The 13,768-nt window shown below is 36.5% G+C and carries 13 protein-coding genes; all 13 read right to left on the reverse strand.

All coding sequences use genetic code 11. From position 1 onward, the window contains the following. Window positions 1-14: 14 nt before the first annotated feature. Window positions 15-992 (reverse strand): UDP-glucuronic acid decarboxylase family protein, encoded by a 978-nt coding sequence (locus EO131_RS13590; RefSeq protein ID WP_127023239.1) that lies wholly within the window; start codon window positions 990-992, stop codon window positions 15-17. A gap of 4 nt (window positions 993-996) precedes the next feature. Continuing rightward, window positions 997-2,367, reverse strand: a complete 1,371-nt coding sequence (locus tag EO131_RS13595; protein ID WP_127023243.1) for an exopolysaccharide biosynthesis polyprenyl glycosylphosphotransferase — start codon at window positions 2,365-2,367, stop codon at window positions 997-999. Between the two features lie 21 nt (window positions 2,368-2,388). Then, the gene (locus tag EO131_RS13600; protein WP_127023246.1) at window positions 2,389-3,135 is read right to left on the reverse strand and encodes a glycosyltransferase family 2 protein; all 747 of its coding nucleotides are present in this window, start codon (window positions 3,133-3,135) and stop codon (window positions 2,389-2,391) included. 71 nt (window positions 3,136-3,206) lie between these two features. After that, the gene (locus EO131_RS17450; protein ID WP_127023249.1) at window positions 3,207-3,701 is read right to left on the reverse strand and encodes an acyltransferase; all 495 of its coding nucleotides are present in this window, start codon (window positions 3,699-3,701) and stop codon (window positions 3,207-3,209) included. Window positions 3,702-3,897: 196 nt separating this feature from the next. Then, window positions 3,898-5,001, reverse strand: a complete 1,104-nt coding sequence (locus EO131_RS13610; RefSeq protein WP_127023252.1) for an O-antigen ligase family protein — start codon at window positions 4,999-5,001, stop codon at window positions 3,898-3,900. A gap of 108 nt (window positions 5,002-5,109) precedes the next feature. Further along, window positions 5,110-6,279: a hypothetical protein gene (locus EO131_RS13615; RefSeq protein ID WP_127023255.1), complete on the reverse strand. Its 1,170-nt coding sequence runs from the start codon at window positions 6,277-6,279 to the stop codon at window positions 5,110-5,112. A gap of 101 nt (window positions 6,280-6,380) precedes the next feature. Continuing rightward, the gene (locus EO131_RS13620; RefSeq protein WP_127023258.1) at window positions 6,381-7,817 is read right to left on the reverse strand and encodes a lipopolysaccharide biosynthesis protein; all 1,437 of its coding nucleotides are present in this window, start codon (window positions 7,815-7,817) and stop codon (window positions 6,381-6,383) included. Between the two features lie 7 nt (window positions 7,818-7,824). Beyond that, the gene (locus EO131_RS13625; protein ID WP_127023262.1) at window positions 7,825-9,105 is read right to left on the reverse strand and encodes an O-antigen ligase family protein; all 1,281 of its coding nucleotides are present in this window, start codon (window positions 9,103-9,105) and stop codon (window positions 7,825-7,827) included. Window positions 9,106-9,211: 106 nt separating this feature from the next. Beyond that, window positions 9,212-10,510: an N-acetyl sugar amidotransferase gene (locus EO131_RS13630; RefSeq protein WP_127023265.1), complete on the reverse strand. Its 1,299-nt coding sequence runs from the start codon at window positions 10,508-10,510 to the stop codon at window positions 9,212-9,214. A gap of 19 nt (window positions 10,511-10,529) precedes the next feature. Continuing rightward, window positions 10,530-11,156, reverse strand: coding sequence for an imidazole glycerol phosphate synthase subunit HisH (gene hisH / locus EO131_RS13635; protein WP_206512896.1), 627 nt, complete (start codon window positions 11,154-11,156; stop codon window positions 10,530-10,532). A gap of 20 nt (window positions 11,157-11,176) precedes the next feature. Next, complete coding sequence (hisF, locus tag EO131_RS13640) at window positions 11,177-12,022, reverse strand: imidazole glycerol phosphate synthase subunit HisF (RefSeq protein WP_206512897.1); 846 nt, start codon at window positions 12,020-12,022, stop codon at window positions 11,177-11,179. Beyond that, window positions 12,019-12,720, reverse strand: coding sequence for an acylneuraminate cytidylyltransferase family protein (locus tag EO131_RS13645; protein WP_241243855.1), 702 nt, complete (start codon window positions 12,718-12,720; stop codon window positions 12,019-12,021). Before EO131_RS13645 ends, hisF begins: the two co-directional genes overlap by 4 nt. A 4-nt stretch (window positions 12,721-12,724) precedes the next feature. Then, window positions 12,725-13,765 carry a nucleotidyltransferase family protein gene (locus EO131_RS13650; RefSeq protein WP_127023271.1) on the reverse strand — a complete coding sequence of 347 codons (1,041 nt, stop codon included), beginning with the start codon at window positions 13,763-13,765 and terminating at the stop codon, window positions 12,725-12,727. Window positions 13,766-13,768 lie beyond the last annotated feature (3 nt).

Consider the following 13,768-nt stretch of genomic DNA (forward strand, 5'->3'; position numbering starts at 1 on the left):
TGATGCCGATTTGACTAGTTGTTTGGCGAGAAATCTCGGTGTTGCTGCCATAACTCCTCGTGGGAAAGGGACTTAAAATAATCGTATGCTTTTTTGAGTCCTTCCGAACGATGCACTTTGGGTTCCCAGCCCAAAATTTCCTTGGCACGGGTAATATCCGGTTGCCTTTGGAGGGGATCGTCCTGTGGCAAGGGTTTGAAAATGATTTTTTGATCCGTTCCTGTCAGCTTGATGATTTCTTCGGCAAACTCCAAGATGGTAGTTTCATCGGGGTTGCCAATGTTGAGGGGTTCCACGTAATCGCTCATCAATAAACGGTAGATTCCTTCGATTTGGTCATCGATATAGGTGAAGGAACGGGTTTGGGAGCCGTCCCCAAAAACGGTCAGGTCCTCCCCTCGTAATGCCTGTCCCATAAAGGCGGGCACCACTCGGCCATCATTGAGCCGCATACGGGAGCCGTAGGTGTTGAAAATTCGAACGATACGAGTGTCCAATCCATGATGCCGATGATAGGCCATGGTAATGGATTCCATAAAACGTTTGGCCTCGTCGTAAACCCCACGCGGCCCAATTGGGCTCACGTTGCCATAATAATCCTCATTTTGGGGGTGCACCAAAGGGTCGCCATACACTTCCGAAGTGGATGCGACCAATATGCGTGCCTTATGGTCCCTGGCCAACCCCAATAGATTCATGGTGCCCAATGAACCTACTTTCAATGTTTCGATGGGAATTTTTAGGTAATCGATTGGGCTGGCGGGTGAGGCAAAATGCAGGATATAATCCATGCGCCCTGGAACGTGGACAAATTTGGTTACATCGTGGTGGTAAAATTCGAACCGTTTTAAGTGGAAAAGGTGCTCAATGTTTTTGATATCCCCGGTAATGAGGTTATCCATACCAATAACATGGTGGCCTTCGGCGATGAACCTATCGCAAAGGTGCGAACCCAAAAAGCCAGCTGCCCCGGTGATGAGTGTTTTTTTCATTTTTTTATACTCCCCTTGAAAACAAAACAGTCGTTACTGTTTTGAATATAATTCGTAAATCAAGTGTTATTGAACGGTTTTTAATATAATAAAGATCATATTCCAGTTTTCTGATTGAATCCTCCAAATCCTCCCCATATTTATACTTCACTTGTGCCCATCCAGTTATTCCTGGCTTGAACAAGTGTCTAATTCCATAAAAGGGCAATTTATCATTTAATTGATCCACAAAAACTTTTCTTTCAGGGCGAGGGCCAATAAATGTCATTTCTCCCCGAATTACCGAAATTATTTGTGGTAGTTCATCTATTCTGAACATTCTCAAAATCCTTCCGAAAGGCGTAATTCTGCTATCGTTTTTAGTAGCCATCTTTGCCCCCTCTTTTTCTGCATCCACCACCATGGATCTAAACTTATAAATCTTGAACTCCTTCCCATGTTGGCCAACCCTCTCTTGGGTGTAAAACAATGGCCCTTTGTTAAAAAAGAGATTTAAAAACCACACAAAAGGGCAGACCATAACAAATACTACCCCAACAAAAAACGACAATAAAAAATTTACCAAAAAATTGAAAATAACCTGGAGGTATCTGATCTTTTTATTTTTCAGCTGAAGCAGCTCATAAAAGCTATGATGATGGGAACTTATCGGCATTGCTTCATAAATATTCTCATAAAATGAGGTATAGGTAATGATTTCCTTGCCTCTAAGCATTGAATTCAGCAAAAGTTCTTCCAAATCTTTTGGCAACTTGTCATAATCTTTAACATTCAATATCCAAGTATCGATTTTTTGGATTGCCTCGACAAACGCTTTCTTTTGAACAAGTGGGTAAATTTGCCCAATGCCAAATGTAAGCTTGACCTTATGAAACGTATTTTTCCCGTCTCCATTGATTTTATCGATATAATCCTTTATGTTTTCCTCTGAGCTTTCATCGTAAAGAAAAAACACGTTCTTTGTTGTAGGTATTATTTTAAAGACGTTGCTAAAGAAAAGTCGCCACAGCCCCACCTCAATTGGCGTCAACAACAAAAACGAAATCAATGGTATTCTCCAAAAGCTCACATCATAGGTGAAAACAGTGAAAATAAACACCAAAAAAACAAACAACGCGGTAATGTAAACAGATTGGGACAGGACATACCTCCTTCTGGCTACTTTTTCCAGATTATAAAAATCAAGAATATAAGAGAGGGCGGAATAGATAAAAATTCCAAAAACGAAAACGAAAACCTTAAGGCCTATTGAAATATACTCTTTGTCAATAGCATAGTTTATCAACAGGTTTAGGGAAGTCAATATTATCAACATATCCCCAACAAGAAGAATAAATTTCCTCTCTCTGGCGTTAAGGATTGATGGTCTAGACATTGTTAATCGAATCTATTTCGGTCAAAAGTAACTCTTCAATTTTATTATGATGGCCGAAAAAAGATAAAAAATGGATTTACCCAAGGACAAACCCTCCAGCTCCCTATAAATTTTCCACTCGTATTTTATCAGTTTGAATTTATTTGAAGATATGGATTGATTCCCTGTACGATAACTTGATAGTACTTCATCTAGCCCAAACGCATCTCCCTTTTTTAACAACTTAAGCCAAAGGGCATAATCCTGTCGCTTTCGTATAGTTGGCATATACTGTTTCCCGAAATAATCAACGCTATAGATTACCGTTAAGCATCCTATTGGGTTTTTATATAATGCAGATTTATATGTGACTCTTTTTTTTGAAGGAATAGTCTTTCCTGTCGGATTTCCTTCAGAATCTATTATATCATATGCAGTAAAGGTAAAATGGCACCTGTTTTCTTGCATAAATACAATTTGCTTTTTCAGTTTTTCGGGATACCATTGATCATCACTGTCCAAAAAAGCAATATACTTACCCTTTGACTCTTCGATGGCTCTGTTTCTAGCAACCCCAGCCCCGCTATTCTCAGAAAGCTTAAGGTATCTTATCCTATCTTCTTTTTCTGCAAAGCCTTTAATTATTCTAGCCGAATTGTCGGTTGAGCAATCATCCACCAATATGTGTTCCCAATATGGGTACGTCTGATCAATTACGGAATTAATACAAGCTAAGAGGTATTTTTCGGAATTGTGGACAGGGGTAATTATGGATACAATATCATTCAATTTTAAATTGTATTACTGATTTATATTATGGATTTTCCATAAGACCTTTAATTATGTATACTAATAAAAATTTAAAAAAATTTTCTCTCTTTCTTCAAACTATAGTACTTTTCCTTGTCACGACAAGAAAATACCTTGGCAGGATGTCCACCTGCAATTCCGAGTGGCTCTATATCATTCACGACAACACTTCCCGCCTGAATTATTGCACCCTCGCCAATCTTTACACCTCCCAGAATGATCACGTTTATTCCCAACCAAACATTATCCTCAATGATTACATTTTTGACTATTAAGGTATTGTCATATGGTATTGCCTCCCCCATATGATTATGATAGGATGTGATTATTTTGCAACCATAACCCGAATGAAAATTACTGCCAATAAAGCATTCACCTTTTCCATAAACAATCAATCCATTGAAATGGACGTTATTTCCCACCCTTGTTTGTTTACTTAACCTTGTGTATCCATTGGCTCTAATGGAAGTATTGAAATTTCCACTTGACCTTTTGGCCAAAAAAGTAAAAAATAATGATTTTAATTCTTTTACTAGTTTCTTCATAGGACTTGGATCTTTTATTTCCACCTTCCTATTAATTTATTCATTAAAATGAAAGGTGGGATTAGGTGTTATAATAAAAACTCTGAGCTTTTAATCTGTTATTTAGAATTTATCATGTACCAACAAACACTTTTTAAAAAGCAGTTCTAAATTTAAGACAAAACTCCTTACTGATTTTAATTGGTAATTATCTGTTTTAACCTCTATTTGCTGCAATATATCCTGATTTCTGAAAGTGCTTGTGATAAAGAAAAATGAAGCTCATAAAAATCAATGGGTCAAAAATATATATACCAGTATTGGCCGACACAAAAACCAAATAGCAAAGGAAAAAACCCTTAAAATAATAGCCTTTGACTCGTTTGTCCAAATTATAACATGCTGCAAAAAATGTTGCTAAAAAAGTAAGATAAAGTATCAGGCCAAATAAACCTCCATTAAAAAAAATTTCAAAAAAGGTATTATGGGCTGATCGTATCGTTTCATCATGATAACCTTCGAGATAACCTTTTAACTGATTGATTCCGTGGCCAAAAAATGGCTTTTCCCATGCTTTCTCCAACACGTACTTCCATATTTCAAACCTTCCGGTCCCCGTTTTGGCATTTTCCAATCTTGATTGAATGACATTGTTGAACCATGGGTTGGTGTAGAAGTAGTATAAACCGATGCCCAAGAAGGTGAATACGGCAAATAAAGCTTGGACAACCTTTCCTTTTTTGAAAATGATATAAGCCAAGACAAAAATGAGTAAAACAACAAAGGTCATAGATAGGGTCATCAAACTACATAACAATCCAAAAGCGGCCCATTTGTATAATTTGTTTTGTAAAAAAACCAAAATAAAAAATGAACTTATCCAGTTAAAGGAATATGACCCCATGCTCAAACCTGTTAGTCTTGGCATATTTGTCCATTTACTAAAAATACCCCCTAAAACTCGATTCGTTTGATCTGTATAGAACAACGGCATATAGTCGACGCCCTTTACATAATAAAAATAGGTCCCCAATAAAAAAAAGGCCACGGAAACAATGTAAAACCACTTACCCAACCTACATATTATAATATTAAATTTTCTTTGGCCAATTTCAACAAGAAAAAAACGGAAAACGAAATAAAAAAAAACCAAGGCCGCCTCGCCTATTATCGCTTTAGTTGCGGAAGCATAATCATCACAATACAATATTGTGATAGGCAAGTAAAGCATCAGCAATAGCCATGAAGCCTCGAAAGGCAATAATTTATATATTTTTATAAGTGGCAAAAAAAACAAACCGCACAGGACAAAGAAAAGCATGTAGCTTTTTAGGAAAGGAACCCCAAAAATGTCTGTTGGGACAAACAAAAAAAAGCAGAAAAATATCAACAATGAAATTTCTATAAGCCTTTTCAAAATATTGTGTTTTTAGGACTTAATCATTTTTACAAAATCTTCTTCTCTCTCGATTATTGATTTAACAGGAAATAAAGATCCAAAATATTTAGTCGCAAAACCATCAATATCAACCAAAATATTGGGAATGCCTAAATATTGAGCTTCCAAAGCGGTCGTAGAAAACACTGTTGAGTGATGTGTACACCAAAAAATGGCTTCATAAAAACCACAATTCCTTAAAAATAGAACATTCCCGGAATGTTTTATTTTCCCATATTTTTCATCCCATGTGCGAGGAATAATCACGTACCCTACCTCTTTATCCAAGTTGGCCGACCGGACAATAAATGGGATATATTTGTCTTCCAAGGGCACTTGTAAAGATACTCCAACCACATTATTGTAGTTTTTGGTAAATACTTCCAATGAGCTGTTATTTTTTTTACCTTCTTTTTTAAGGCAATCCAAAAAATAGTCTCCTTTAATTTTTATTTGGTGCTGCTGATAAATCCCTCGGCGTTGCAAAGCCTTTTTATCAATACTTGAAAAAACCCAGAATTCTGCAGGGAAGTAAGAAGCGTCCAAACTAATTTCGGAGTTGTATGAAGGATGAGCATCACCAACGAAGCCATGTTGTCCTTCTATGACTTTTATGCCGGAATCGTTGGCTGCCTTAACCATATAATTTCTTGTGGCAGAATAATAGGTGGCCACAAATATTCTTTTGGGCCTTCTCAACTTAAAGAAAAACCTGTAAAACTTATAGTACCCTTGAAACTGTTTCATTTCTTTGAGCACATCAAACTCTATATTGTATTTGTTCAATATGGTTTGAAGGTGTGAATATTTATCCGGGAAAATCAATTGGCATTTAACGGTAAAAAAACCTAATAAATCCAAAATCGTTTGTGAAACAATATGTTTGGAATGAATCATATGGGTTGGTCGGAAAGCACCTTCTGTCAATGATATAAAAAGAGTTCTGTCTTGTTCTCCCTCATTAATGAAAGGGTCTATCACTCTATCAAAATAAGCCCCGTTCATTATTTTACGATATTGGTCGTTGGTAAATACCAAGGTGTCATAAGTCCGAAACCAGTGTTTGAAGCCATAAAAAAGATTTGCAAAAAAATGTTTGTTGAACACTTCTTTAAATCGGCTCTTATTTCCCCCTTTGCTGGAACCGCCGAACAGGTTCATATACAACCTATTTCTGAGAAGGGCCCATTCACCATAATTTTCAAGGATATTATGGTTTTCGGACTCAATCCTAAAAATCAAATCTTCTATTTCTTCTAAGCTCATTTTAATTTGACTTTTAGAATTTCCATTGGGTGCTTTTGGTGAATTAAACAAAAAAGTAGAATGCTGGATATAGAAAAAACTATCAACATAACCATAGCTTCCAAAACTTCATTTCCCAATGATATCTTCATTAGTAAAAAGGTTAGTAAAAAGCTAAATAGAATATAAAGCAAGTTTTTAAGGCTCTTAAACTCAAAGTTGGTCTTCTTTTTTACCCCGTAGACCAAAAGTACATTCGTAATAAAAATCCCCATAAGTGTTGCCAATGCTGCTCCTACAAGGCCATATTGTTTTATTAGGATAAAATTTAACCCCAAATTGACCATCCCCCCAATAAATATGAACAAGGTTTTGGCCCTGACCAATTTGGGGGTAAGCGACATTATGTTGACATTTATGAAATAGATGCTACTAAATGCGTATGTAAAATTAATATAAACCACAACGTCCTTTGCGGCAATATAAGATTCATCCAATACATACTTGATAAAATATGGGCTTAGGATGGAAGCATAACCTGTCAAGACAACCGCTATAAGAACATAAAAATTGGCAAACCTGTAAATCTCTCCGTAATCTTTCTTTCCACTTTCATATATACTCATGAAATGTGGTAAATACGCATAGTTCAAAGCCCTAAAAATCAAAACTAAAATGGCGCCCATCTGAATAGCTATTTGATATACGCCCAATGCAGAAAGTGTTAACAATGCCAATATGTAAAATCTATCTACAATTATATTAATCGTTGCAAGCAACTCTGTTGGCAAGTAGGATATTGAATAATGAAAAGATTCGGAAATAAATTCTCTTTTAAGTACAAAACGGACCTCCTTAAACAAAAACAAGAGTATAATTACCATAAAAAATAAATTGGACAACAAAAGGGATAGAATGTACCCATCATGTTTCATTCCCTTTTGAATTATGGTTATGCCCATTAGAGCAAATTGAAGTGCGTAAAAGATAGAATATAAATAAGTATAGCGTTTTAACTTTTGTTGCGCCTTTAAAAGCGCCAGGTATGCCATATTAAATGGTTGTAAAACACATATCAAAAAAATCCATATTAAATATGGATTAAATGGCAATTCCGGGAAAATCCATGTGAAAAGTGGTTCACCAAAGAGAATGAAAACACCCAAGAACACAAGACATGTTATGAATAAAAAAAGAAAGCTAGATCCTAAAAATTCTTTTAGTTTTTCAGGCTTATTTGCATATTTAAAATAGTATCTGGAAATAGATGCGGTAGCGGAAAGTGAAAATATGATTGCCAAAAATTGAATAATCATGAGTGCGGATGATATAATTCCGTACTCTTCCGTGGTCATATAATACGTAAAAAGGGACATGAGTAGAAACATGATCCCCTTTTGAAGGGCCTCTATAATAGCATAGGAAGTGGAAAATGCTATAATTTTTTTTAGCAAAATAAATTCATTTTAAAATTGAAGTTCCAGTTCTTGATTCGCTAAATTTTTTACCAGGGGCCATGGTAATAAGGCAATAAAAAAAACAATAAAAAGATAAGCCCGAATATCTGTTAAACATAGATTCAAACAAAAAATTGATCAATAACAATAACAGAAAGCTTAAGACAAAGCTTGGGGGATTATATGCTATTCCTTTTTGCCAAACCAGCACCATCATTAGAGCCAAGAGGAAAAGTCCAGTTATCCCCAGTTCCAAAAGCATTTGCAAGTATTGGTTATGCGCGTTTAAATCTTGGAGTGTTCCCGTTTCAAATTTGCGATAATATTTGTTCAATTCTTTGTTTACATCAGCTATACCTACTCCAAAAACAGGATTTTCCCGAATTATCTGTACTGCGGTATACCATAGCAAAGGCCTACGGTCAATATTGTTTAAACTGGTTATTTCGTCGACCGTGCCATCCGGATTGAAATATCTTTCTACGTTGGTTTTCATCCTCGCCAATCTTGGGTCTGATTTGTACAGAATAATCCCGGACAAGATAATGGCACAAAAAAGTGCAACACGGCCCAATTTGGTCTTTACCAAAAAGAAAAGATAATAAACGGCAATTAAAAACAGGGCAATGTATGAGGCACGATTCATCGTCATTCCTATTGAAATAAGAAGAAATATGATACTTGACCTTGTTTGTAATTTATTCTTAAAAGGGAATTCAATCAAGATAATTAGAGCAAAGGTTAAATACATTGCGAAATACACGGTTTGGTGCAAAACTGAAAAATGATTGCCAAAAAAGTGGTTGCCACCATATATTATGGAATGGTAGGTGGAAAAGCCTTCTATAAGTTTTGGCCTAAAAACCAAGATACCATCTTGTTGTCCCATGGATCGCAGAAAAGCTAAAAGCAAACAGACCCCAATGGCACTTATGCAACCATAAACGAAGAAGTGAAGTAATCTCACCTTGTCCTTGAAGATCTTCGCTCCTTTTAAAAAAAAAATTATGGGGAGTGCCAAAAAAGAAAGTTTATGTTCTAAAAAATGCCCGTCAAATGTATCGGAAAAAAACAATGATATTGCTATCGCCACATAATAAATGATCGGAATCAAGAAGGCTACATTCCAACAAAGAGCTTCTTTTTTTATAGTGGCCAAGGCAACTATAAACCATAGCCCCAAACATATGGTCGATAATTTTTGACTTATTGGTAAAAGGAAAGTAAAAGCCAAGGGAAGATAAGCAATTAAACCTTGTACATTCTTTTTTAAAGTCAAAGGCATATATTACCTGTTTAATTCTGTCTAAATCCTTGCTTTCTATTGCCCCAATCCCCCGATTGGGAAACTCTTGTAGTTATTGATAAGAGATATCCTTAGAAATTAATATTTAATCATTGATCCCTGATCGATTTACCGTATGCCTTAATTTCCATTCTCCCTCGGCTGTTAAAGCCCATAGATGTGGGGACCTAAAATTATCAATCAATTCAAAGAAGTGATCCTCTTGCATATCGATATATTTCATGCAATCCCCAAAATAACGATCTGGGAACTCTCCATCAAAACGATTGACTAATGCCTGTGCCTCTTCTCTATTAATATGGCTATTCCTTATTTCTTGTGAAGCATCATAAGTGGTTCTGCCTATTCCAAACTTGATATATGTGGTATAATAGTGCAGATCATCTATCTTATCGTCAATACTATTATACTTACTATATGTTCCTTGTGTTCTGAATGGACGTGCTTTAAATCCAGTATTCTCGGTGGCATAATAATAAACTTCTTGAGGGGTCCATTTGAGATAGTATCCCAGGTAGTGGACTTCAATGCTTTTATCTTGCAACTCTTTCACTGTAGGAGGGAAAAATGACATTAGATCCGATAATCTAATATCATATTTTTCTTGTATTTCTTTTACGGATAGGCCTCCAAGATAAATATCATCAATGTTGGTAAAACTGTAATATGACTTGTCTCTTAACGAGGTTATATTATCAGCAATTGGGTTCCCATATTCTGCTTCGTTTTCTCCATAAAAAATTAGAGGTATATCAAACTTAGCAGCAAATTTTGGTGCAAGGTTTTTTTGTCCCAAAATAAAGGTTTGGAAGGGATGGAAAAGGTTTTCAATGGAAAGCTTGGTCAGAAGTTTCATCACATTTCCATTACGCCTGAACGAATAGTTGTCAAACCCTCCTGTATCAATCCAATTTTTCCAGTTTTCATAACCATAGTCCGTATATAAAATTGGAGGCCACGTAATGGTTAAAGGGTTCATGCCGTACTTATACTTCAATATATGGGCTTGATAAGCACTATCTTTACCGCCACTACCTGGAACCAAACAGTCATACCCCCCATCCGATCTCCTGTATTTGTCCAATAACTTTACAAGCTCTCTTTCCCTTGCTTCCCAATCTATGTTTTCCTTTTTCTCGGCAGTTCTACAAGCATCGCAAACCCCATGCTCATCAAAATGCATTGTTGTCTTCTTGCTCTTATTGGTGTGTTTAAATTCTATGGCGGATGTTGGGCGTTGATTGGACATCACACATTTTTCACAGAATTTCACATCAACTGGCAATCCATAAAAAGCAATACGGTCTTTTGGCTCAATATCAATGTTATACCATCCTTTTTCAACGCGCTCTTTAAATGGAGTATCTAATGGATTTGCATTCATGCTTTACTTATTATTTATATTAAAAACTATTAAACCAATTTTTGTAAATCTCCAATCCTTTTTCCCCGCTCTTTTCTGGGTGGAACTGGGTTGCAAAAATATTGTCTTTTTGCAAAGATGAGCAATAGTTGGTCCCATTGTATGTTGTAAGGGAAGATATTGCTCCAATATCTTCAATATCTGCATAGTACGAATGCACGAAGTACATAAACTCTTCGGACTTTAAACTATTTAAGGGCGAGTTTTCCCAATTCCCGTTTTTCGGATCTACAATAGTATTCCACCCAATTTGTGGAACCTTGAAATTTTTTTCCAAATCATTGGGAAACTTGCGGATGGTTCCGTTTACCAGTCCCAATCCTTTGGTAGCCCCAAACTCTTCACTACTTTCAAACAACAATTGTAAGCCGAGGCAAATACCCATAAAAGGATTCCCACTTTCAACAAAATCTTTGATAGGTTCAATTAAATCCAATCTTTCAAGGTTTTTCATTGCCTGTTGAAAAGCCCCAACCCCTGGAAGGATGACAGCATCTGCATTTCGTATCATTTGAGGGTTGTCGGTGATATCAACTTCAAAACCAAAATATTTGCAAGCGTTAATAACGCTATAGAGATTGCTTGAACCATAATCTACAATAGCCAACTTGATGTTTGTCATGTTTCTCATAAAGTTCGACATGGTATCTGATGTGACACCATGTAAGATTTTATTTGTTCTATGCTAAATGGACTGATTTTGCCAAAGGCCATTCCCTTTTTTAAAAACTCTGTGTTTCCTTCTTTACTTGAGGTTGAAGGGGTATTGTTTTTAAGAAAATCATAATGCAGTACGGAAGCAAAGGCCAAAGCATTTACGTTATATTTGACAGCTTTGCCAATATCATCCAGTTGACCCGCTCCTCCATGTGCAACTACTGGAACGGTCACTTTGGACGTCACCTGTTCAAGTAGGTCATAATCATACCCTTCTCCGGTACCCTCTTTGTCTATAGAGGTAATTACCAATTCCCCGGCGCCCAATTCTTCGGCTCGTTGTGCCCAACTCACCACTTCAACACCGGTATATTCACGGCCGTTATCAGTGAAGGCAAGATAGTTGCCATCACTTTGCTTTGCGGCTTCAATTGTTACAACTATTGTTGACGACCCAAAAGTATTAGCGGCTTCTGTAATTAGTCCTGGATTGTTGATTGCAGCGGTGTTGATGGCAACTTTATCCGCGCCTGCTTTCAGCATGGTCTTAATGTCCTCGATAGATCGGATCCCGCCGCCCACAGTTAGGGGAACAAAACTAAATTTGGCAACATTGGAAATAAGGTCGTGAAGCCCATTTCTGTTATAAAGGCTTGCAACCACATCTTGATAAAACAATTCATCGGCACCTTGCTGATAATAAAATTTGCTGAAATCTTCCGGCTGGCCCAATACGCGCAAACCTTCCAAATGGATTCCTTTTACCAAATTGGGTCCTTTTACATCCAAACGCGCTATGGTTCTTACTGTATTCATAATGTTACTATTCCTTCTTTCAATAAGAATTCACTTATCCTCCAATCCAACATTTCGTCCAAATCCATAGAAGAAAGCTCATCCATAACATACTTTTTTATTTTTGTGAATTTCCCAATCGGTTTTTCTTTAAGGGCGTTTGCATTTATAATGTAAATTGCCCCATTATATTCATATACCTTCGGGATTTCTTGTCGGCCTGAAAAATCTCCTTTTTTTGATTTCTCCAAAAAACCTCCTTTCTCTTCAAAAAGATTATAATATGGATTGGATTTGGTTTCTTTTACCGAAACCACCATGTCTATTTCCTCCTCATATATTGTCAATGCTTCTTTCACATGGGTTAATTTTCTAAAGGGTGATGTTGGCTGCAAAAGTACTACTATATTGTATTTTTTGCCCTTTGACTCAAAATAATTCAGCGCATGTAAAAGTACTTCGTATGTGCCGGCAGTATCGCTGGCCAAACTGGACGGTCTTATAAAGGGCACTGATATGCCGAATTGCTCTGCTACCTGTTTAATGTCGATGCCGTCCGTGGATACACAAATGTCCTCCATAGGAACAATTGCTTTAGCGATTTCAATACTATGGGCAATCAATGGTTTATCCCCCAATAGTTTTATGTTCTTACCAGGTATCCCTTTTGATCCGGCCCTAGCGGGAATTACAACCAAAATATTGTTTGAAGAAATCAAAATATTATTGGATATGTTTTACAAAATTTTGGGCCTGCACATAATCAGATGGCTTGCCTATATCAATCCAGTATCCAACGATTGGATTGAAAACCAGTTTTTTTCCCTCATCCACAATCGTTTCCATTAAATCTGTAATATTATAAAATTCATTTTTGGGGATTTTGGCAACAAGCTCCTTCTTGAAAATATAAATCCCTGCATTGGACTGATATATGTAGGAAGGCTTCTCTTTGAAACCCTTCACTTCATCCCCATTTGTTTCAAAAACAGCATAAGGCACATCCACTTTATATTCAGTTGAAGCTACAACCATATCCGCTTTGGTCTTTAATAACTGTATGTAAAGATCTTCATAATCTGCGTTAGTGAATAAATCGCTGTTCATCAACAAAATATGTTCATAGTTGAATTGTTGCACAAGGGATAGCGCACCAGCGGTTCCCAAAGATTTCTCCTCCCAGATATACTCTATTGATATTCCTTTGGCACTACCATCCCCGAAATATTCTTGAATTTGTTCCCCAAGGTACCTTACCGAAATATAGATTTTCTTTATTCCATAAGTTATTAACCGGTTTATGTTATGTTCAATGATAGGTATGCCAGCTAAGGGCAACATTGGCTTGGGAACACTATCTGTAAGCGGACTCAGACGCTTACCTCTTCCACCTGCCATAATAACACAGTCGATCGGTAATTCAGCTTCAATCTTGTCAACATCAACAAGCCTTACAAAACGCCCATCTTTATCCAAAATAGGTAGCATTTTTATGTTTTTTTTGCGGTAGTCACTTACCTTGATAAAGGATACTGGCTCCTTGACATGGATAAAATCCTTATTACAAACTTCTTCAACCGGTTGGTTTAAATCCTTGTTTCGAATAAGTACCCGTCGTATATCTCCATCAGTCAAGGAACCTTTCACCTTATGGTCTTCATCAATTACAAAAAGAATTAAACGGCTTACGTCTTCCTCAATATTATTGAGCTGAATCAAGGCTTCATAGATTGATTTGTTACTTGGGATAAGTAGCTTTCTCATATA

This window comes from Flagellimonas beolgyonensis, assembly GCF_003992615.1.
GTDB lineage: Bacteria > Bacteroidota > Bacteroidia > Flavobacteriales > Flavobacteriaceae > Flagellimonas > Flagellimonas beolgyonensis.

Excerpts from the sequence above, each read along its gene's own strand:
- EO131_RS13590 (WP_127023239.1), bottom strand. The coding sequence starts at position 992 with ATGAAAAAAACACTCATCACCGGGGCAGCTGGCTTTTTGGGTTCGCAC.
- EO131_RS13595 (WP_127023243.1), bottom strand. The coding sequence starts at position 2,367 with ATGTCTAGACCATCAATCCTTAACGCCAGAGAGAGGAAATTTATTCTT.
- EO131_RS17450 (WP_127023249.1), bottom strand. The coding sequence starts at position 3,701 with ATGAAGAAACTAGTAAAAGAATTAAAATCATTATTTTTTACTTTTTTG.
- EO131_RS13610 (WP_127023252.1), bottom strand. The coding sequence starts at position 5,001 with ATGCTTTTCTTTGTCCTGTGCGGTTTGTTTTTTTTGCCACTTATAAAA.
- EO131_RS13615 (WP_127023255.1), bottom strand. The coding sequence starts at position 6,279 with ATGAACCTGTTCGGCGGTTCCAGCAAAGGGGGAAATAAGAGCCGATTT.
- EO131_RS13625 (WP_127023262.1), bottom strand. The coding sequence starts at position 9,105 with ATGCCTTTGACTTTAAAAAAGAATGTACAAGGTTTAATTGCTTATCTT.
- EO131_RS13630 (WP_127023265.1), bottom strand. The coding sequence starts at position 10,510 with ATGAATGCAAATCCATTAGATACTCCATTTAAAGAGCGCGTTGAAAAA.
- hisF (WP_206512897.1), bottom strand. The coding sequence starts at position 12,022 with ATGAATACAGTAAGAACCATAGCGCGTTTGGATGTAAAAGGACCCAAT.
- EO131_RS13650 (WP_127023271.1), bottom strand. The coding sequence starts at position 13,765 with ATGAGAAAGCTACTTATCCCAAGTAACAAATCAATCTATGAAGCCTTG.